The following is a 20,443-nucleotide window of genomic DNA, read 5'->3' on the forward strand; positions in this document are numbered from 1 at the left end:
GGAAGCACGGTAACGTGTGGAGGTGACCGGTACTAATAGGCCGAGGGCTTGTCCATAGAGGCTCGCGTCCACTGTGTTAGTTCTGAGGCAACGACTGTTTTTTTCCGGTCTTGTTTCATAGTGTTTCGGTGGTCATAGCGTGAGGGAAACGCCCGGTTACATTCCGAACCCGGAAGCTAAGCCTTATAGCGCCGATGGTACTGCAGGGGGGACCCTGTGGGAGAGTAGGACACCGCCGAACTCCTTTTAGAGGGCTGGACCCCGAACTTCGGTTCGCGGTCCAGCCCTTTTTTGTTCTGCGTCACCTGAAGTTCACGTTGCGCAACCACCATCCCAGGTATGGGTACTGCTGCAATGCTCAGGGCCGCCGGCATAGGACTCGGTGACGAGGTCGTCGTACCGGCCTTCGGGAACGTCGAAGTCGCCGAGGCCGTGGTCCTGGCGGGGGCGCTGCCGGTGTTCGCCGACATAGATCCGGTGACGTACTGCCTGGATGCCGCCGCTGTCGAGGCGGTCGTCACCCCGCGGACGGCCGCTGTGGTCGCCGTACATCGCTTCGGTCGTTCGGCGGATATCGCGCGGTTGCACGCAACAGGGCAGCGACATGCGCTGTTGGTGCTGGAGCAGGGTGAGTCCGAGGCTCCGTACGACGAGGTCGCTCAGCGCAGGCAGCGGGCGTCGTATCTGGATGCGAAGTTGAAGGGTGTGCACACGCCCGATGGTGGTGACGGGCACACGTATCAGCAGTACGTCGTGCGCGTGCCGGGGAATGGGCGGCCGGATCGGGATGCCTTTGCTCGGGCCGTGCGGGCCAGGGGAGTTGATTGCCGGGTGCCGGTGAAGACCCCCGTGCATCGGCTGCCGGAGTTCCGGAGGTGTGTGTCCCTGCCGGAGACCGAGCGGGCCGCGGATGAGACGTTGGCTTTGCCCGTCGACGCCGCTTTGACCAAGCGGGACATGCAGCGGATAGTGTCCGCCTGCAACGCGCTCGGAGGGCTGCTCCAGCCCGCCTTCTGAGCGAGTTTGGGAGCACGGGTGTGTTCGGGGTATGATCTATTCCGTTGCCGCGAGGGGAACTTCGCAAAGGCAGCAAGCCCCTATAGCTCAGTCGGCAGAGCGTCTCCATGGTAAGGAGAAGGTCAACGGTTCGATTCCGTTTGGGGGCTCCAGACAGAAAGGCCCCGCCCTTCCGGGCGGGGCCTTTTTCGTGCCCTTCTGCGGTGCCCTTCCTCAGTCCTTGTGGAGGCCCGGCACGCGCATGGCCAAAATCGCCATGTCGTCGGAGGGGGCGTCCGAGGCGAAGCGTTCGACCGCGCGCATGATGCGGGCCGCCACCGCGCCGGCCGTGAGGCCCGTGCAGCTGGTGAGGACGTCGGCGAGGCCGTCGTCGCCCAGCATGCGGCTGCCTTCACGGCGCTCGGTGACGCCGTCCGTGACGCACAGGAGGACGTCGCCCGGGTCGAGGGTGACCGTCTGCTCGTAGAGCTCGAGGTCGTCCATGACGCCGAGGAGCGGCTGGGGTTCGGCCGCCGGCTCTACCGTGCCGTCCTGGCGCAGGCGGAGGGGGAGCGGGTGGCCGGCGCAGACCACCTTCAGCTCCGCGCTGCCGTCCTCCTGCGGCCTCAACTCGCCGTAGAGGAGGGTCAGGAAGCGGCTGCGGGCGCCCTCGTCGAGGATCGCGGAGTTCAGGCGCTCCAGCACCGCCGGGCCGCTGAGGCCCTCGCGGGCCAGGAGGCGGAGTGCGTGCCGGGCCAGGCCGGTGACCGCCGCCGCGTTCGGTCCCGTACCGCAGACGTCGCCGATGGCGAAGCCGTAGGCGCCGTCGCTGATCGGGAAGAGGTCGTAGAAGTCGCCGCCGACTTCGTTGCCCTCGCCGGCCGCGCGGTAGATGACCTCGACCTCGACGCCGCCGATCTCGGGCAGCTCGGGTGGCAGGAGGCTGCGCTGGAGGGACTGGCTGATGGCCGTGCGCTCGGAGTAGAGGCGGGCGTTGTCCAGGGCGAGGGCGGCTCGGCGGCTCAAGTCCTCGGCGAGTTCCAGGATTTCCTGGCGGAAGTGTTCGTCCGTCGGTTTGCCGAGGGTCAGCATGCCGATGACCCGGTTGCGGGCGACCAGCGGGAGGACCACCGTCTCGCCGCCCACCGCGGACGCCGTGGCCAGCGTGGGGCCGATGCCCGCGCTGATGCGGCCGACCGGCTCGCCCAGGCCCAGGCTGCGCATGGAGGTGCGCAGGGCGGCCTGGTGGGCGGACTGGGCGGGGGCCGACCAGACACGGGCGCCGGGAGTGGCGATCGGCTCCGGTGGGGGGATCTTCGAGAGCAACGACTTGATGCCGTCGATGAGTTCCTCGTCCTCGTGCAGGACGTACGAGAGGTACGGGTCCGAGGCCTGGTCGGCGATCGTGTAGACGGCGCACCAGGTGGCGAGGGTCGGGACCGTCATCTGGGCCATCAGGGCCAGGGTCTGGTCGCGGTCGAGAGTGCCGGCGAGCAGGTCGGAGGCCTCGACGAGGAAGCTGAGTGAGCCTCGGCGCAGGCGTTCGAGTTCGCCGAGGCGGGCCGACTCCACCGCCAGTGCGATGCGGTCGGCGGCGAACTGGAGGCGCAGTGCCTCTTCGTTGGAGTATCTGCCGGGGGCTTCGGCGGCGACGCCGAGGGAGCCCGTGAGGCGGCCCTCGACCTTCAGGGGGACCGTGACGACCGAGCGCATGCCGGTGCCGCTCAGCAGGGGTACGGCGCCGGGGACCATGGTGAGGTCCTCGTGGACCGACGGCATGCGGGCTGAGCCGTAGCGGCCGGGGCCGGCTTCGACGGGCACGCGCGCGAAGCGCTGGCGGGCGGAGGGCAGGCCCGTCGAGGCGCGGACCTCCAACTCCGTTTCGTCGTCGGTCGCCAGGAGCAGGAAGGCGGAGTCGCCGTCGAGCATGTCGCGGGCGCGTTCCACCGTGCGCTGGAGGAGGCCGTCGAGGTCGTCCGGGGCGGGGGAGCCGATGAACACCTCGAAGGGGTCGGTGCTCTGGGCCTCGGTGGTGGTGGAGGTGTCGGAGGCCGGGACGCGTGACGGGGTCTGCAGGACGGCGCGTTCGTGGTCGCGGACCAGGAGGCAGACGGTGGACGGCTCGCCGCCCGTGTCGCGGACGCGGAGGTGGGAGGCGTACACCGGTGTGACGCGGCCGTTGGCGCCCCTTATGCCGTAGCTGCCTTCCCAGCGGGAGAGTTGGAGGGCCTCCGCGATGCCCGTGCTGGTGCCCGGTGTGTGCGGCCAGGCCGCGAGGTCGGTCAGGGGCTTTCCGATGACCTGCTCGGCCGCATAGCCGAAGAGGTCCTCCGCGTCCTCGTTCCAGGACGAGATGGCGCCCGTACGGTCGATCTGGACCACCGCGACGCGGACGCGGCCGTCGGCGAGCGGAAGGAGGTCGGAGGGCAGTGACGGGCCCGCGGCGCGAGTGCCCACCGGGCGTTCGGGAAGGTCGAGTTGGAACCAGACCTGCTTGTGCGTGGGCGTGTACTCGACGCCCCAGCGGCCGGCCAGGGCCGCGCACAGCTGGAGGCCGCGGCCGCCCTCGCGGTCGGGACTGCCCATGTTGACGGGCGAGCCCTGGAGGGGGATCTCGCGCTCCGGATAGCGGTCGGCCACCTCGATCCGTACACCCTCGTCACTGCGCAGGCACAGGACGTCCGCGGACGTGCCCGCGTGCACCACGGCGTTCGTCACCAGCTCGCTGGTGAGGACGACGGCGTCGTCGACGATGTCGGCGAAGCCCCAGCCCTGAAGGGTGTCGCGGACGAAGGAGCGGGCGCTCGCGACCGATCGCCCGACGGGATCGAAGCTGGCTGCCGCGCGCGCGGTGATCACAGAACTCCTCGACCGGTTGTCGACGTGCAGGGCTTCCGGGCCGACCGGCTCGTGCCGCTGGTGCGGCATCCGTGTGCCGTTCGGCCCGTCCGGGGGCTGTCCCCCCGGGATCAGTCCGGTGGTCATGTCCGGCTGTCCCTCCGATGCCCGCTCGTATGTGCCACCGCCCAGGCCGGACGGACCGGTGCGGCTGGACAGCCGCATGCAAGGTTACTTACCTTCGCCGTCGATGCGGATGCCGGTCTGCAGTGTTTCCGTCCGGAGGGTGTGCGGACGGTGTGCGAAGCTGCCGAACTGTTATGGCCGGGTTCAGCCGGGGTGAAACACTGGGCAAGCTTGTTGTGAAGGTCCGGGCAGGCTGAGTGTGATCCGCGTACCGCGGGCAGCAGCACGTGGAGTGGCCTGGTATATCCGGCAGGAATACGCAGCAGTAACGGGTACGGCGAGCAGTAGGACCCGAGCACAGCAGTAACGGTCGACCCCTGCGGGAGGGACACAGTGGAGTCTGGCGCAGCGACGCGGGGCACTAAGACGCGCGCGAAAGGCGGACAGTCCCTGAAGAACGAGCGCAAGGCGCGAGGTGGGACCACTGCCGTGGACACGGCTGCCCTGAACCGGCTGCTGGCGGCTCTGGTGTCGATGCGGGACGGGAACTTCCGCAAGCGGCTCACGGTGTCCGGTGACGGCGTGATGTCGGAGATCGCCGCGGTTTTCAACGAGGTGGCCGACCGCAATCTCCACCTGACGGGTGAGCTGTCGCGGGTGCGGCGCATGGTGGGACGTGAGGGCAAGCTCACGGAACGCCTGGAGACCGGGGCCTGCGAGGGCTCCTGGGCCACCGCCATCGACCATTCGAACGCGCTGGTCGACGACCTCGTACGGCCGGTGTCCGAGGTCGGACGGGTGCTGTCCGCGGTGGCCGAGGGTGATCTGTCGCCGCGCATGGAGCTGCGGACCCAGTCGCCGGACGGCACGGGGCATCCGCTGCGGGGTGAGTTCCTCAAGGTCGGGCGGACTGTCAACAATCTCGTCGACCAGCTGTCGACGTTCACCGACGAGGTCACGCGGGTGGCCAGCGAGGTGGGCACCGAGGGCAAGCTCGGCGGGCAGGCGCGTGTGCGTGGCATGTCGGGTTCGTGGAAGGACCTCACGGATTCCGTCAACACGATGGCGTACCGGCTGACGGCTCAGGTGCGGGACATCGCGCTGGTGACCACGGCGGTCGCCAAGGGTGATCTGTCCCGGAAGGTCACGGTTCATGTGGCCGGCGAGATGCTGGAGCTGAAGAACACCGTCAACACGATGGTGGACCAGCTGTCGTCCTTCTCCTCCGAGGTGACGCGAGTCGCCCGCGAGGTGGGCACCGAGGGCGAGCTCGGCGGGCAGGCCCAGGTGCCCGGTGTGGCCGGTGTGTGGAAGGACCTCACCGATTCGGTGAACCTGATGGCCGGCAACCTGACCGCGCAGGTGCGCGGGATCGCCCAGGTGACGACCGCGGTCGCCAACGGTGACCTGTCGCAGAAGGTCACCGTGTCGGCACGCGGCGAGGTCGCCCAGCTCGCGGACACGATCAACCAGATGACGGAGACGCTGCGGATCTTCGCGGACGAGGTCACGCGCGTGGCCAACGAGGTCGGCGCCGAGGGGCGGCTGGGCGGCCAGGCGAACGTGCCGGGTGCCGCCGGGACGTGGAAGGACCTGACGGACTCCGTCAACACCGTCTTCCGGAACCTCACCATCCAGGTGCGCGACATCGCGGCGGTCACCACGGCCGTGGCCAACGGTGATCTGTCGCAGAAGGTCACCGTGGACGTGGCCGGCGAGATGCTGGAGCTGAAGAACACCGTCAACGGCATGGTCGACCAGCTGTCGTCCTTCGGCTCCGAGGTGACGCGTGTCGCACGTGAGGTCGGCGTCGAGGGTGAGCTGGGCGGTCAGGCGCAGGTGCCGGGTGCCGCGGGGACGTGGAAGGACCTGACGGACTCCGTCAACACCGCGTTCCGCAACCTCACCGGACAGGTGAGGAACATCGCCCAGGTGACGACGGCCGTGGCCAACGGTGATCTGTCGCAGAAGGTCACCGTGGACGTCTCCGGCGAGATGCTCCAGCTGAAGAACACCGTGAACACGATGGTGGACCAGCTGTCGTCCTTCGCCGACCAGGTGACACGGATGGCCAGGGACGTGGGCACGGAGGGCCGGCTGGGCGGTCAGGCGGTCGTACCGGGGGTGGCCGGCACGTGGAAGGAGCTCACCGACTCCGTCAACGGCATGGCGGGGAACCTCACCGCGCAGGTCCGCAACATCGCGCAGGTGACCACCGCGGTCGCCCGTGGTGACCTCTCCCAGAAGATCGACGTCGACGCGCGCGGCGAGATCCTGGAGTTGAAGAACACCATCAACACGATGGTCGACCAGCTCTCCGGCTTCGCCGACCAGGTGACCCGGGTGGCCCGCGAGGTGGGCACCGAGGGCCGCCTCGGCGGTCAGGCGCAGGTGCCCGGCGTCGCCGGTGTGTGGCGGGACCTGACCGACTCGGTGAACGGCATGGCCGGGAACCTCACCGCCCAGGTCCGCAACATCGCGCAGGTCGCCACCGCGGTGGCGCGCGGTGACCTCTCGCAGAAGATCACCGTGGACGCGCGCGGGGAGATCCTGGAGCTGAAGAACACGCTGAACACGATGGTCGACCAGCTGTCGTCGTTCGCCGAGGAGGTCACGAGGGTCGCCCGCGAGGTGGGCACCGAGGGCCAGCTCGGTGGTCAGGCCGAGGTGCAGGGCGTCTCCGGCACCTGGAAGGACCTCACGCAGTCCGTGAACGGCATGGCCAACAACCTGACCCTTCAGGTGCGTTCCATCGCCGACGTCACCACCGCGGTCGCCAAGGGCGACCTGTCGAAGAAGATCACCGTCGACGCCAAGGGCGAGATCCTCGAGCTCGTCACGACGGTCAACACCATGGTCGATCAGCTGTCCAGCTTCGCCGAGCAGGTGACCCGGGTGGCCCGTGAGGTGGGCACGGAGGGCATCCTGGGCGGTCAGGCGCATGTGCCCGGGGTCACGGGCATCTGGAAGGACCTGAGCGACAACGTGAACCTGATGGCCAAGAACCTGACCATGCAGGTGCGCAACATCTCCCAGGTGTCGGCGGCGGTCGCCAACGGCGACCTGACGCGTCAGGTGACGATCGAGGCGCGCGGCGAGGTCGCGCAGCTCGCCGACACCATCAACACCATGGTGAAGACGCTGAGCTCGTTCGCCGAGCAGGTCACCAAGGTGGCCCGCGAGGTGGGCACGGACGGCATCCTCGGTGGTCAGGCGCACGTTCCGGGGGTGGCGGGCACCTGGAAGGACCTCACCGAGTCCGTGAACCAGATGGCGTCCAACCTGACCGGTCAGGTGCGCAACATCGCCATGGTCACGACCGCCATCGCCAAGGGCGACCTGACCAAGAAGATCGACATCGACGCGCGCGGTGAGATCCTCGAGCTCAAGACGACGATCAACACGATGGTCGACCAGCTGTCGTCGTTCGCCGAGGAGGTCACGAGGGTCGCCCGCGAGGTGGGCACCGAGGGACAGCTCGGAGGCCAGGCACGCGTGCGTGACGTCGACGGCACCTGGCGCGACCTCACCGAGTCCGTGAACGAGATGGCCGGGAACCTCACCCGGCAGGTGCGTGCCATCGCGCGCGTGGCGACCGCGGTGACCCGCGGCGACCTGAACCTGAAGATCGACGTCGACGCGTCCGGCGAGATCCAGGAGCTCCAGGACTACATCAACAAGATGATCGCCAACCTGCGCGACACCACGATCGCCAACAAGGAGCAGGACTGGCTCAAGGGCAACCTCGCCCGGATCTCCGCGCTGATGCAGGGCCGCCGCGACCTGGAGGACGTCGCCTCGCTGATCATGAGCGAACTGACGCCGGTGGTGACGGCACAGCACGGCGCGTTCTTCGTCGCGATGCCGCTCCTGGACGGCAAGGACATGAGTGCCGAGGCCGAGGACCAGTACGAGCTGCGGATGCTCGGATCGTACGGCTACTCGATGGGCTCCATGCCGACGTCGTTCCGGCCGGGTGAGGCGCTCATCGGCACTGCCGCGGAGGAGAAGCGCACGATCCTGGTGGAGAACGCCCCCAGCGGCTATCTGAAGATCTCCTCCGGGCTCGGCGAGGCCCCGCCGGCGCAGGTGATCGTCCTTCCGGTCCTGTTCGAGGGCAAGGTGCTCGGCGTGATCGAGCTGGCGTCCTTCACACCGTTCACGCAGATCCAGAAGGACTTCCTCAACCAGATCGCCGAGATGATCGCGACCAGCGTCAACACCATCTCCGTCAACACCAAGACCGAGGTCCTGCTGAAGCAGTCGCAGGAGCTGACCGAACAACTGCGTGAGCGGTCGGCCGAGTTGGAGAACCGGCAGAAGGCCCTCCAGGCGTCCAACGCCGAGCTGGAGGAGAAGGCCGAGCTGCTGGCCCAGCAGAACCGCGACATCGAGGTGAAGAACACCGAGATCGAGGAGGCTCGGCAGGTGCTGGAGGAGCGTGCCGAGCAGCTCGCGGTCTCCATGCGCTACAAGAGCGAGTTCCTGGCCAACATGTCGCACGAGCTGCGTACGCCGCTCAACTCGCTGCTGATCCTGGCCAAGCTGCTCGCCGACAACGCCGAGGGCAACCTCTCGCCGAAGCAGGTCGAGTTCGCCGAGACCATCCACGGCGCCGGCTCCGACCTGCTCCAGCTCATCAACGACATCCTCGACCTGTCGAAGGTCGAGGCGGGCAAGATGGACGTCTCGCCGACGCGTATCGCGCTCGTCCAGCTCGTCGACTACGTGGAGGCCACGTTCCGTCCGCTGACCGCGGAGAAGGGCCTGGACCTGTCGGTGCGGGTGTCGCCGGAGCTGCCCGCCACGCTGCACACCGACGAGCAGCGGCTGCTTCAGGTGCTGCGGAACCTGCTGTCCAACGCGGTGAAGTTCACCGACTCCGGATCGGTCGAGCTGGTCATCCGGCCCGCCGGGATGGATGTGCCGCAGAAGATCCGGGAGCAGCTGCTGGAGGCCGGTTCGCTGACCGAGGCGGACGCGCCGCTGATCGCGTTCTCCGTGACCGACACCGGCATCGGGATCGCGGCCAGCAAGATGCGGGTGATCTTCGAGGCCTTCAAGCAGGCGGACGGCACGACCAGCCGCAAGTACGGCGGTACGGGGCTGGGGCTGTCCATCTCGCGGGAGATCGCCCAGCTGCTCGGCGGCGAGATCCACGCGCAGAGCGAGCCGGGACGCGGCTCGACGTTCACGCTCTATTTGCCGCTGCACCCGAGCGAACTGCCACCGCACGGCTACCAGCAGCAGCTGCCGGCCCTCGACGCGGGCGACCTGGTGGCCTCGGCGGCGGACCTGGCGGAGCTGTCCGAGGTGGAGATCGAGACGCCGGCCGAGGTGCGGTCGTACCGGGAGACGCAGAACGGCGCCGCCGCACTCTTCAGGCGCCGCCGCAGGGCGGCGACCGAACTCGAACAGCGGCCGGCGCCGGAGCAGTGGTCGGCGGCGGAGCAGGACGTGGCGCCGCAGTCGCTGCGGGGCATCCGGTTCGGCGGCGAGAAGGTGCTGATCGTCGACGACGACATCCGCAACGTCTTCGCGCTGACCAGCGTCCTGGAGCAGCACGGCCTGTCCGTGCTGTACGCCGAGAACGGCCGGGAGGGCATCGAGGTCCTCGAACAGCACGACGACGTGGCGGTCGTCCTGATGGACATCATGATGCCGGAGATGGACGGGTACGCGACGACCACGGCGATCCGCAGGATGCCGCAGTTCGCCGGACTCCCGATCATCGCGCTGACCGCCAAGGCGATGAAGGGCGACCGGGAGAAGGCGATCGAGTCGGGCGCGTCCGATTATGTGACGAAGCCGGTCGATCCCGATCATCTGCTGGCCGTGATGGATCAGTGGATGAGGGACCAGTGACAGGAACCAACGGTGTTCACACCCAGTCGCTGACTCAGTGTGCTCGAGGTCGTGTAGAAGTGCGGGATTCGGGGAACCTTCTGGTCTCCTGCCGCGTTTCTGCTACGTGCACAGTGACATCGCGGTGACAGGGTGTGGCGACAGGCGGGGTGCGGCTACCATGACCGGCACGAGGGCGGGCGGCGTAAGGGAGTCGTCCCCTGGGGCGGAGCCCGGTGCACTGCCGGGGCGAGGAGGGCGGGCCATGGTGCAGAAGGCCAAGATCCTCCTGGTCGATGACCGGCCGGAGAATCTGCTGGCGCTGGAGGCGATCCTCTCTGCGCTCGATCAGACCCTGGTGCGGGCATCGTCCGGGGAGGAAGCGCTCAAAGCACTGCTGACGGACGACTTCGCGGTCATTCTGCTGGACGTTCAGATGCCGGGAATGGACGGTTTCGAAACCGCCGCGCACATCAAGCGGCGAGAACGGACCCGGGACATCCCGATCATCTTCCTCACCGCGATCAACCACGGCCCGCATCACACCTTCCGTGGCTACGCGGCCGGCGCGGTGGACTACATCTCCAAGCCGTTCGACCCGTGGGTGCTGCGGGCGAAGGTCTCGGTGTTCGTCGAGCTGTACATGAAGAACTGTCAGCTGCGCGAGCAGGCGGCGCTGCTGCGCCTCCAGTTGGAGGGCGGTGGCAAGGCGGCGGACGCGAAGGAGCCGGCGGGTCTGCTGGCCGAGCTGTCGGCGCGGCTCGCCGCGGTCGAGGAGCAGGCCGAGGCGCTGTCCAAGCAACTGGACGACGACTCGGCGGACGCGGCGGCGGTGGCGACCGCGGCTCATCTCGAACGCAAACTCACGGGGTTGCGGCGGGCGCTGGACGCCCTGGAGCCCGGCACCGGAAGCACGTCGTCGGTGCCCTCGCAGAACTGACGACGCCGCCCGGGATGTTGGCGGGTGGCATCGACTCGTCCTGCCCGTCACCGGCCGGTGAACCGGCGTCAGTTCGCCGCCCGGGCAAGGGCGACACGAACGGGTGAAGCAGTGGGCACACGTGTCCACTGTCTTCTCCACCGGTAACCTCACCTCCATGGCCTCACGTCCCTCCGCAGCCAAGAAGCCGCCCGCGAAGAAGGCGGCCGCTTCCGCGAAGGCTCCGGCGAAGAAGGCCGCCGCCAAGAAAGCCCCCGCCAAGAAGGCGCCGGCCAAGAAGGCCGCGGCGAAGAAAGCCGCGCCGCCGAAGCCGGCACCCAATCCCACCGGGGGCATCTACCGGCTTGTGCGTGCTGTCTGGCTCGGGCTCGCGCACGCCGTCGGCGCGGTGTTCCGCGGCATAGGGCAGGGCGCGAAGAACCTCGACCCCGCCCATCGCAAGGACGGCGTCGCGCTGTTGCTTCTCGGGCTCGCCCTGATCGTCGCCGCCGGCACCTGGTCCAATCTGCGCGGTCCCGTCGGGGATCTCGTCGAGATGCTGGTGACCGGCGCCTTCGGCCGGCTCGACCTGATCGTGCCGATACTGCTCGCGGTCATCGCCGTACGGTTCATCCGGCACCCCGAGAAGCCGGAGGCCAACGGCCGCATCGTCATCGGCCTGTCCGCGCTCGCGATCGGCGTGCTCGGCCAGGTCCACATCGCCGTCGGCTCGCCCGCCCGCAGCGACGGCATGCAGGCCATAAGGGACGCCGGCGGGCTCATCGGCTGGGGCGCGGCGACTCCGCTGACGTACACCATGGGCGAAGTCCTCGCCGTACCGCTGCTCGTGCTGCTCACGATCTTCGGTCTGCTGGTCGTCACGGCCACCCCGGTCAACGCCATCCCGCAGCGGTTGCGGCTGTTGGGCGTCAAGCTCGGGATCCTGCCCGACCAGGAGGACGCCGACGAGTTCACCGAGGACGAGCAGCGCTACGACGACCAGTGGCGTGAGGCGCTGCCGGCGTCGCGCAGCCGCAAACGGGGCCCCGCCCCCCAGGCGTACGACCCCGACGGCGCCGAGCAGGAGGCCCTCTCGCGGCGTCGCGGCCGCCCGAGGCGCTCCGCGGTGCCGCAGCCCGAGATGGACCGTCCCATGGACGCTGTGGACGTCGCGGCGGCCGCCGCGGCGGCACTCGACGGTGCCGTCCTGCACGGGATGCCGCCCTCGCCGATCGTCGCCGACCTCACCCAGGGCGTGAGCGTGGGCGACCGGGCGGAGACCACACCGGTGCCCACGCCGGTTCCGGCGGCGCGGCCCAAGCAGGAGCAGCTCCCCAGGACCAAGGCCCGGGATCTCACCAAGTCCGGGACGCCTGACCCCACCGAGTCCGGGGTCCCCGACCTCACCAAGGCCGCGCCCGAGGAGATCCGCGACCTGCCTCCGCGCGCCGAACAGCTCCAGCTGTCCGGTGACATCACCTATTCGCTCCCGGCGCTCGACCTGCTCGAGCGCGGCGGCCCGGGCAAGACGCGCAGCGCCGCCAATGACGCCATCGTCGAGTCGCTCACCACCGTCTTCACCGAGTTCAAGGTCGACGCGCGCGTCACCGGATTCACGCGCGGGCCGACGGTCACGCGCTACGAGGTCGAGCTCGGGCCCGCCGTGAAGGTCGAGCGGATCACCGCGCTGACGAAGAACATCGCGTACGCCGTCGCCAGCCCGGACGTGCGGATCATCAGCCCGATCCCCGGCAAGTCCGCGGTCGGCATCGAGATCCCCAACACCGACCGCGAGATGGTCAACCTCGGCGACGTGCTGCGTCTCGCGGCCGCCGCCGAGGACGACCACCCGATGCTGGTCGCGCTCGGCAAGGACGTCGAGGGCGGCTATGTGATGGCCAACATCGCGAAGATGCCGCATGTGCTGGTTGCCGGTGCGACCGGTTCCGGTAAGTCGTCGTGCATTAACTGCTTGATCACTTCGGTGATGATGCGTGCGACCCCGGAGGACGTGCGCATGGTGCTGGTCGATCCCAAGCGGGTCGAGCTCACCGCGTACGAGGGCATCCCGCACCTGATCACGCCGATCATCACCAACCCGAAGCGGGCCGCCGAGGCGCTCCAGTGGGTCGTACGCGAGATGGACCTTCGCTACGACGACCTGGCCGCGTACGGCTACCGGCACATCGACGACTTCAACGAAGCCGTACGGAACGGCAAGGTGAAGGCGCCGGAGGGCAGTGAGCGCGAGCTTCAGCCGTACCCGTACCTGCTGGTGATCGTCGATGAGCTCGCCGACCTGATGATGGTCGCGCCGCGCGACGTCGAGGACGCGATCGTGCGCATCACGCAGCTCGCGCGCGCGGCCGGCATCCACCTGGTGCTCGCCACGCAGCGGCCCTCGGTCGACGTCGTCACCGGCCTGATCAAGGCGAACGTCCCCTCACGGCTCGCCTTCGCCACGTCGTCGCTCGCGGACTCGCGCGTCATCCTCGACCAGCCCGGCGCCGAGAAGCTCATCGGCAAGGGCGACGGGCTGTTCCTGCCGATGGGCGCGAACAAGCCGGTGCGTATGCAGGGCGCGTTCGTGACCGAGGAGGAGGTCGCGGCGATCGTCCAGCACTGCAAGGACCAGATGGCGCCCGTCTTCCGGGACGACGTCGTCGTCGGGACCAAGCAGAAGAAGGAGATCGACGAGGACATCGGCGACGACCTCGACCTGCTGTGCCAGGCGGCCGAGCTGGTGGTCTCCACGCAGTTCGGTTCGACGTCCATGCTCCAGCGCAAGCTGCGTGTCGGGTTCGCCAAGGCAGGGCGGCTGATGGACCTCATGGAGTCGCGGGGCATCGTCGGGCCGAGCGAGGGTTCCAAGGCTCGTGATGTTCTTGTGAAACCTGACGAGCTGGACGGCGTGCTCGCGGTCATCCGCGGGGAGGCATAAAGGAGTCCGGAGCGGAAACAAGGAGGCAGTGGTCGCCTTGCGGGCGGGTGGGTGATGCGTCGATGCCTGATCGTGACTCACCCGTAAGGGATCATTGAGCAACCCTTTTCCCTCGGCGTACGTCAAGTTGAGCGAAGCGTCAAACCCGCAGCCCACCATCGGCGTGTCCGGCCATTCCGATGGCGTACAAAGTCCTACCGCCCGGTTGCCCCACCCTTTCGTACCCCCCCTAGACTGAACCTCCAGCACAGGTGGCTTAAACGCTCGAAAGGCGCCCCCGTGTCCATCGGCAACTCCCCTGAAGACGAGCGTCCGTTCGAAGACGTATCCGACGAAGACCGCCCCTCGATCGGCCGTGCCCTCAAGCAGGCGCGCGTCGACGCCGGGATGACCGTCGACGACGTCAGCAGCGCCACCCGGGTCCGCATCGCCATCGTGCACGCCATCGAGGCGAACAACTTCGCTCCCTGCGGCGGCGACGTGTACGCCCGAGGCCACATCCGGACCCTGGCCAAAGCCGTCCACCTCGATCCTGCCCCCCTCCTCGCCCAGTACGACGCCTCGCACGGCGGACGACCCGAGCCGACCCCGGCCGCCCCCCTGTTCGAGGCGGAGCGCATCCGTCCCGAGCGGCGCGGACCCAACTGGACCGCGGCCATGGTCGCCGCGATCGTCGTGGTGGTCGGGTTCGTCGGTTTCACCGCGGTCAAGGGCGGAGACGAGGGCGGTAGGTCCTCGGTCGCCGAGGGCGGCTCGACCGCTACCGCCGACAAGACCAAGCCCACTCCGAAGACCGACAAGCCGAAGGACCCGAAGCCCGAGCCGTCGGACAGCGCCATCGCGGCCATCCCGCAGGACAAGGTGACCGTCAAGGTCAGCGCCGTTGACGGCAGGAGCTGGGTCGGAGTCAAGGACCACAACGGTCGGCTCCTCTTCGACGACCTGCTCAAGCAGGGTGACTCCAAGACCTTCCAGGACAGCGAGAGGATCAACCTCGTCCTCGGTGACGCGGGTGCGATCGACCTGTATGTCAACGGCAAGAAGATCGATGACGACTGGCAGCCGGGCGCCGTGGAGCGCCTCACGTACACGAAGGGCGACCCGCAGGCCGGATAAGTCCGGCTGAAGGGTCGAGCACGGACGGGGTTGGCCAAGATCGGCCAACCCCGTCGACGTGGGCTGTCAGTGAGACAAAGTAGTCTTGAGCCCATGCCTGAACGCCGTACCGTCGCACTCGTCACTCTTGGCTGCGCCCGTAACGAGGTGGACTCGGAGGAGCTCGCAGGCCGTTTGGAGGCGGACGGCTGGGACCTCGTGGAGGACGCCGCGGACGCGGACGTCGCCGTCGTCAACACGTGCGGCTTCGTCGACGCCGCCAAGAAGGACTCCGTCGACGCACTCCTGGAGGCCAACGACCTCAAGGGGCACAACAGAACCCAGGCCGTCGTGGCGGTGGGCTGCATGGCCGAGCGGTACGGCAAGGAGCTCGCCGAGGCCCTCCCCGAGGCCGACGGCGTGCTCGGCTTCGACGACTACGCGAACATCTCGGACCGCCTGCAGACCATCCTGAACGGCGGCATCCACGCCTCGCACACCCCGCGCGACCGGCGCAAGCTGCTGCCGATCAGCCCGGCCGAGCGGCAGGAGTCCGCGGCCGAGGTCGCCCTGCCCGGACACGCGCCCGCCGACCTTCCGGAGGGCCTCGCTCCGGCTTCCGGCCCGCGTGCGCCCCTGCGGCGCCGTCTGGACGGCGCCCCGGTCGCCTCGGTGAAGCTCGCCTCGGGCTGCGACCGGCGCTGCACCTTCTGCGCCATCCCGTCCTTCCGCGGCTCGTTCATCTCGCGCCGCCCGAGCGACGTGCTGAACGAGACGCGGTGGCTGGCCGAGCAGGGCGTGAAGGAGATCATGCTGGTCTCCGAGAACAACACCTCGTACGGCAAGGACCTGGGCGACATCCGGCTGCTGGAGTCCCTCCTGCCGGAGCTGGCCGAGGTCGACGGCATCGAGCGCGTCCGCGTCAGCTACCTCCAGCCGGCCGAGATGCGGCCCGGACTGATCGACGTCCTGACCTCGACGCCGAAGATCGCCCCGTACTTCGACCTGTCCTTCCAGCACTCCGCCCCGGACGTGCTGCGCGCCATGCGGCGCTTCGGTGACACCGATCGCTTCCTGGAACTGCTCGACACCATCCGCGGCAAGGCTCCCCAGGCCGGCGTGCGCTCCAACTTCATCGTGGGCTTCCCCGGCGAGAGCGAGGCCGACCTGGCCGAGCTGGAGCGGTTCCTGAACGGCGCGCGGCTGGACGCCATCGGTGTCTTCGGCTACTCCGACGAGGAGGGCACGGAGGCCGCGACGTACGACAACAAGCTGGACGAGGACGTCGTCGCCGAGCGGCTGGCCCGGGTCTCCCGACTGGCCGAGGAACTCGTCTCGCAACGGGCCGAGGAGCGTGTCGGCGAGACCGTGCAGGTCCTCGTCGAGTCGGTGGGCGCCGAGGAGTCCGCCGAAGGCGCGTACGGCCGTGGGGCGCACCAGGCGCCGGAGACGGACGGCCAGGTGCTGCTCACGAGCGGCGCGGGCCTGAGCGTCGGTCGTATGGTCGAGGCGAAGGTGGTCGGCACGGAAGGTGTCGACCTGGTGGCCGAGCCGCTGCAGGGCACGCTCGCGTGTAGTGAGGAGGCGGGCAGATGACCGGAGTTCCGGCGTCCGCCGCGGGTGGCTCCTCCCAGGCGGGCGCGGCGGGCACAGCGCGTGCGATGAGCACGGCGGGTTCGGCCGGTTCGGCGGGTTCGGCCGGTTCGTCCAAGGCCGGTGGCTCGAAGGCGACCGGCGCCGAAACCGGTGGCCCGGGCGGTGCCAAGCCCCCGCGCGGTGGGAAGATCGCGGCCGCGGCCGTCAACCAGGCCAGCGTCTGGAACGTCGCCAACCTCCTGACCATGCTCCGGCTGGTCCTCGTGCCCGCGTTCGTCGCGCTGATGCTGGCCGACGGCGGATACGACCCGGCGTGGCGCTCGCTCGCCTGGGCGGCCTTCGCCATCGCCATGATCACCGACCTGTTCGACGGTCATCTGGCGCGGACGTACAACCTCGTCACCGACTTCGGGAAGATCGCCGACCCCATCGCCGACAAGGCGATCATGGGGGCGGCGCTGATCTGTCTGTCCGCGCTGGGCGATCTGCCGTGGTGGGTGACGGGCGTCATCCTCGGCCGGGAATTCGGGATCACGCTTCTTCGTTTCATCGTCATCCGGTACGGCGTCATCCCGGCGAGCCGCGGCGGCAAGCTCAAGACCCTCACGCAGGGCGTGGCCGTCGGGATGTACATCCTGGCGCTGACGGGGTGGCTGGCCACTCTGAGGTTCTGGGTGATGGCCGTGGCGGTCGTCCTGACTGTGGTGACCGGTCTCGACTATGTGAGACAAGCCATTGTGCTGCGCAGGCAGGGGATCGCCGAGCGCAAGGCCGCGTCGGAGGAGACGGAAGCGTGAATTCCACGGCCGCCGACGTGGTGCGACTACTCATCGTGAAGGGTGAGACGCTCGCTGTCGCCGAGTCCCTGACCGGTGGGCTGGTTGCGGCGGAAATCACAGACACCCCGGGGGCGTCAAAGGCGTTCCGCGGGTCGGTGACCGCCTACGCCACCGAGCTCAAGCATCGGCTGCTCGGCGTCGACGCCACTCTGCTGGCGGAGCACGGAGCGGTGAATCCGCAGGTAGCGGCTCAGATGGCGGCCGGCGTAAGGAAGGCTCTGGGTGCCGACTGGGGTATCGCGACGACTGGTGTCGCGGGGCCCGAGGGGCAGGACGGACAGCCCGTGGGGACGGTTTTCGTGGCCGTGGACGGGCCTTTCGACCAGGGTTCCGGTTCCGCCGCTGGCGGAAAAGTAGAGGCCCTGCGGTTGAACGGCGACCGTGCGGAAATTCGTATGGAGAGTGTACGGAGCGTACTCGCACTGCTCCTGAGGGAGCTTGTGAGCGAACACACTGGGAATGAGCGGGCACAGGATACGGAACGGAACGGGGGGTTTTGATGTTTGCAGCCCTGAGTGAACACGACATCGCTCCCCGCACGGCCGCGGCGCAAGGCGGTACGGTGGGGCGTGAAGGATGCGGCTACGCGGTCCGAGGAGGGAGCCACCGATGATTCTGCTCCGTCGCCTGCTGGGTGACGTGCTGCGTCGGCAGCGCCAGCGCCAGGGCCGTACTCTGCGCGAAGTCTCCTCGTCCGCCCGAGTCTCACTCGGCTATCTCTCCGAGGTGGAGCGGGGGCAGAAGGAGGCTTCCTCCGAACTGCTCGCCGCGATCTGCGACGCGCTGGACGTACGGATGTCCGAGCTCATGCGGGAAGTGAGCGACGAGCTCGCCCTCGCCGAGCTGGCCCAGTCTGCCGCGGCCACTCCCAGCGAGCCTGTACCCACGTCGGTCCGTCCGATGCTGGGTTCCGTGTCGGTGACCGGTGTGCCGCCGGAACGGGTGACCATCAAGGCGCCCGCCGAGGCGGTGGACGTGGTCGCCGCGTGACGGTGACGCCGGTGCGCGTGGGCTGACCATGCGCTGAAGGAGTTGTGTGAGGCCCCGGCCAGGGCTTCTCCAGGGAGACCCGGAGGAGTGCGGTCGGGGTTTCGTGCTGTGCGGACCCTGCGCGGTCCGTGCGGACCTTCGCGGTCCGTTTGCCGGTACGGGGCCCGGAAGCCATCGTGGAGGGTGTGACGGCGGCGCCTGACGCGCCGTGACGACGTTGGCCCGCGCTGCATCCATGTGCCCTTGGTGCGCCCTCCCGGCGGGTGAACGGGCGGCCTAGCCTCGGGCTGGAGGTGGGTGGATGGCACGGCCGATAGCGCGCTGGGGGGTGATCCTCGGGTGCGGTGTGCTGTGGTGGTGGGCCGCGCTGCGGCTTGCGCTGGCGCCCGACGCGGGAGTGCTGGAGGGCGCCGTGGCCGCCGGAGGGTGGGGGCTGAGCCTGCTGCCGGTGCAGTGTGTGCCGAAGGCGCGGGCCGCGGGAGCCGTCGATCCACGGCGGTGGGCGCAGGCTTGGCAGGCGGGGCGGACTACCACGGCATCGCCACACCGCCGTTCGGACGCAGGATCTGACCCGTTGTGAAGGACGAGGCGTCGGACGCCAGGTGCAGCACCGCGTGCGCGACGTCCGCCGGCTCGCCGACCCGGCCCAGTGGCGACATCCGGGCCATGAACGCCTCGGTCCGGGCCTGTGCCGCGGTGTCGTGGCGGTCGGTCATGGGGGTGCGTATCCAGCCCGGGGCGACCGCGTTGACCCGGATGCCGTGCGGGCCCATCTCCGTCGCCAGCGTCTTCGTCAGCTGCACGACGGCCGCCTTGGCCGCGCCGTAGCAGAGCAGTCCGGGGCCGCCGGTGTCGACGGCGCCCGAGGCCATCGTGATGATGCTGCCCTTGACGTGCTGGGCGAGCATCGCGCGGGCGGCCTCCTGACAGGCGTACAGCACTCCCCTGAAGTTGACGTTCAGTACCCGGTCGAGGTCCTCGTCGCGGGTTTCCAGGACCGGGCTGCTGTGCATGATCCCGGCGACCGCGGCCATCACGTCGAGACGCTCGCATGAGGCGACGGCCCGGCGGAGCCGGTCGCGGTCGGTGACGTCGAGGTGGTGGGTGCGCGCGGTGCCGCCGCTCGCCTTGATCAGGGTCGCCGTGTCGTGCAGGCCCTGTGCGTCACGGTCGGCGCAGTGCACGGCTGCGCCGGCCTCGGCGAGCAGGACGGCCGAGGCGCGGCCGATGCCGCCGGCGGCGCCGGTGACGAATGCGGTGCGTCCGCTGAGGTCGTACGCCTTGACGGCCATGACGGGACGGTACGAGGAGTTCTGACGGCCCGTCAATTAGTCGGGCGGCGCTGGGTTCCGTGGGACGTGGTCCGGCTGGGCGTCGTGCTCGGGACAGGGCCCGCCTGGCAGTTCGGGCACCAGTAGGTAGGGCGCTCACGGGAGCCGTCGCCCTGGTCGGCGGCGCGGACCGGAGTGGAGCAGCGCAGGCAGGGGCGGTTGGCGCGGCCGTACACGAAGAGGTCCTGGCCGCGGCGGCCCGTCGTACTGCGGATGGGGCGCTCGCGGTTGGCTTCCAGGAGCTTCTTGGCCAGTACGGGCAGTTGGGCGGTGTGCTCGGCGGGGAGCGCGCCGACCGGGAGCCAGGGCGTGACGCGGAGCAGGAAACAGAGCTCGCTCTTGTAGACATTGCCGATTCCGGCGAGGTTGCGCTGGTCCAGCAGGGCCTCACCGAGGGCCCGGTCGGGATCCCCGAGGAGGTTGGAGAGGGCGCGCTCGGGGTCCCAGTCCGGCCCCAGGAGGTCGGGGCCGAGGTGGCCGACGGCACGGTCTTCTTCCGTGGTGCGCAGGAGTTCCAGGACGGGGAGGCGGTAGCCGACGGCCGTACGGCCGGGACGGGCGTCGGGGGCGTCCGCGTCGGGGGCGGCGACGAGGATCACGCGGATCTGGTGGGCGGGGCCGCCCGTCCAGCGCTGCTGGTCGGCGTACACCTTCCAGGAGCCTTCCATCCCCAGGTGCGTGTGGAGCGTGAGACCGCCCTCGATGCGGGCGAGGAGGTGCTTGCCGCGCGGGGTGACGTCCAGGACGGTACGGCCCGCGAGGTCGATCGTGGCGTACTTCGGGACCCGGAAGTCGCTACGAGTCAGCGTCCTGCCCGCGAGGGCGCTGTGCAGCCGTCTCGCGGTCTGCCAGACCGTGTCTCCTTCGGGCATGGGTCAAGGGTGGCATGGGGTGGGTGACACGGGGTGGGGGCGGGGCGAGGGCTGGT

Annotated in this window: 12 protein-coding genes, 1 tRNA gene, 1 rRNA gene and 1 pseudogene; 12 read left to right on the forward strand and 3 right to left on the reverse strand. The window is 69.2% G+C overall.

The genetic code is table 11. The features are described 5' to 3' along the window. Positions 1-124: 124 nt before the first annotated feature. The 3 genes from rrf to ABZ078_RS32455 all read left to right on the forward strand — a co-directional run bounded on the left by rrf (position 125) and on the right by ABZ078_RS32455 (position 1,169). Positions 125-241 (forward strand): 5S ribosomal RNA (gene rrf, locus ABZ078_RS32445). Between the two features lie 113 nt (positions 242-354). Further along, positions 355-1,017 (forward strand): DegT/DnrJ/EryC1/StrS family aminotransferase, encoded by a 663-nt coding sequence (locus tag ABZ078_RS32450; RefSeq protein ID WP_356581309.1) that lies wholly within the window; start codon positions 355-357, stop codon positions 1,015-1,017. Between the two features lie 76 nt (positions 1,018-1,093). Continuing rightward, positions 1,094-1,169 (forward strand) — tRNA-Thr (locus ABZ078_RS32455). A gap of 61 nt (positions 1,170-1,230) precedes the next feature. Here the strand turns inward: ABZ078_RS32455 and ABZ078_RS32460 are convergent. Continuing rightward, positions 1,231-4,000: pseudogene (locus ABZ078_RS32460) on the reverse strand (SpoIIE family protein phosphatase). A gap of 353 nt (positions 4,001-4,353) precedes the next feature. On the opposite strand from ABZ078_RS32460, the gene ABZ078_RS32465 reads away from it, so the two are divergent. From ABZ078_RS32465 to ABZ078_RS32505, 9 genes are all read left to right on the forward strand, one after another. Next, positions 4,354-9,825: a HAMP domain-containing protein gene (locus ABZ078_RS32465; protein WP_356581237.1), complete on the forward strand. Its 5,472-nt coding sequence runs from the start codon at positions 4,354-4,356 to the stop codon at positions 9,823-9,825. A 244-nt stretch (positions 9,826-10,069) separates the two neighbouring features. Further along, positions 10,070-10,744 carry a response regulator gene (locus ABZ078_RS32470; protein WP_356581239.1) on the forward strand — a complete coding sequence of 225 codons (675 nt, stop codon included), beginning with the start codon at positions 10,070-10,072 and terminating at the stop codon, positions 10,742-10,744. 157 nt (positions 10,745-10,901) lie between these two features. Continuing rightward, entirely contained in the window at positions 10,902-13,664 is a 2,763-nt protein-coding gene (locus ABZ078_RS32475) for a DNA translocase FtsK (protein ID WP_356581241.1), read from the forward strand. Positions 13,665-13,943: 279 nt separating this feature from the next. Next, positions 13,944-14,780, forward strand: coding sequence for a RodZ domain-containing protein (locus ABZ078_RS32480; protein WP_356581243.1), 837 nt, complete (start codon positions 13,944-13,946; stop codon positions 14,778-14,780). 93 nt (positions 14,781-14,873) lie between these two features. Next, on the forward strand, positions 14,874-16,355 hold the full coding sequence (gene rimO / locus ABZ078_RS32485; RefSeq protein WP_356581245.1) for a 30S ribosomal protein S12 methylthiotransferase RimO: 1,482 nt from the start codon (positions 14,874-14,876) through the stop codon (positions 16,353-16,355). Beyond that, positions 16,352-17,152: a CDP-diacylglycerol--glycerol-3-phosphate 3-phosphatidyltransferase gene (gene pgsA, locus ABZ078_RS32490; protein WP_356581247.1), complete on the forward strand. Its 801-nt coding sequence runs from the start codon at positions 16,352-16,354 to the stop codon at positions 17,150-17,152. The genes rimO and pgsA overlap by 4 nt, the downstream gene beginning before the upstream one ends. After that, complete coding sequence (locus tag ABZ078_RS32495) at positions 17,149-17,694, forward strand: CinA family protein (protein WP_356581249.1); 546 nt, start codon at positions 17,149-17,151, stop codon at positions 17,692-17,694. Before pgsA ends, ABZ078_RS32495 begins: the two co-directional genes overlap by 4 nt. A 109-nt stretch (positions 17,695-17,803) precedes the next feature. After that, positions 17,804-18,184: a helix-turn-helix transcriptional regulator gene (locus ABZ078_RS32500; RefSeq protein ID WP_110631461.1), complete on the forward strand. Its 381-nt coding sequence runs from the start codon at positions 17,804-17,806 to the stop codon at positions 18,182-18,184. A gap of 301 nt (positions 18,185-18,485) precedes the next feature. Next, on the forward strand, positions 18,486-18,764 hold the full coding sequence (locus ABZ078_RS32505; RefSeq protein WP_356581252.1) for a hypothetical protein: 279 nt from the start codon (positions 18,486-18,488) through the stop codon (positions 18,762-18,764). Here the strand turns inward: ABZ078_RS32505 and ABZ078_RS32510 are convergent. After that, positions 18,712-19,476 (reverse strand): SDR family NAD(P)-dependent oxidoreductase, encoded by a 765-nt coding sequence (locus tag ABZ078_RS32510; RefSeq protein WP_356581254.1) that lies wholly within the window; start codon positions 19,474-19,476, stop codon positions 18,712-18,714. The two genes, ABZ078_RS32505 and ABZ078_RS32510, sit on opposite strands and share 53 nt — an antisense overlap. Positions 19,477-19,508: 32 nt before the next feature. Beyond that, on the reverse strand, positions 19,509-20,387 hold the full coding sequence (locus tag ABZ078_RS32515) for a DNA-formamidopyrimidine glycosylase family protein (protein ID WP_356581255.1): 879 nt from the start codon (positions 20,385-20,387) through the stop codon (positions 19,509-19,511). Between the last annotated feature and the right edge of the window lie 56 nt (positions 20,388-20,443).

The sequence above is a fragment of the Streptomyces sp. NPDC006385 genome, assembly GCF_040612485.1.
Classification (GTDB): domain Bacteria; phylum Actinomycetota; class Actinomycetes; order Streptomycetales; family Streptomycetaceae; genus Streptomyces.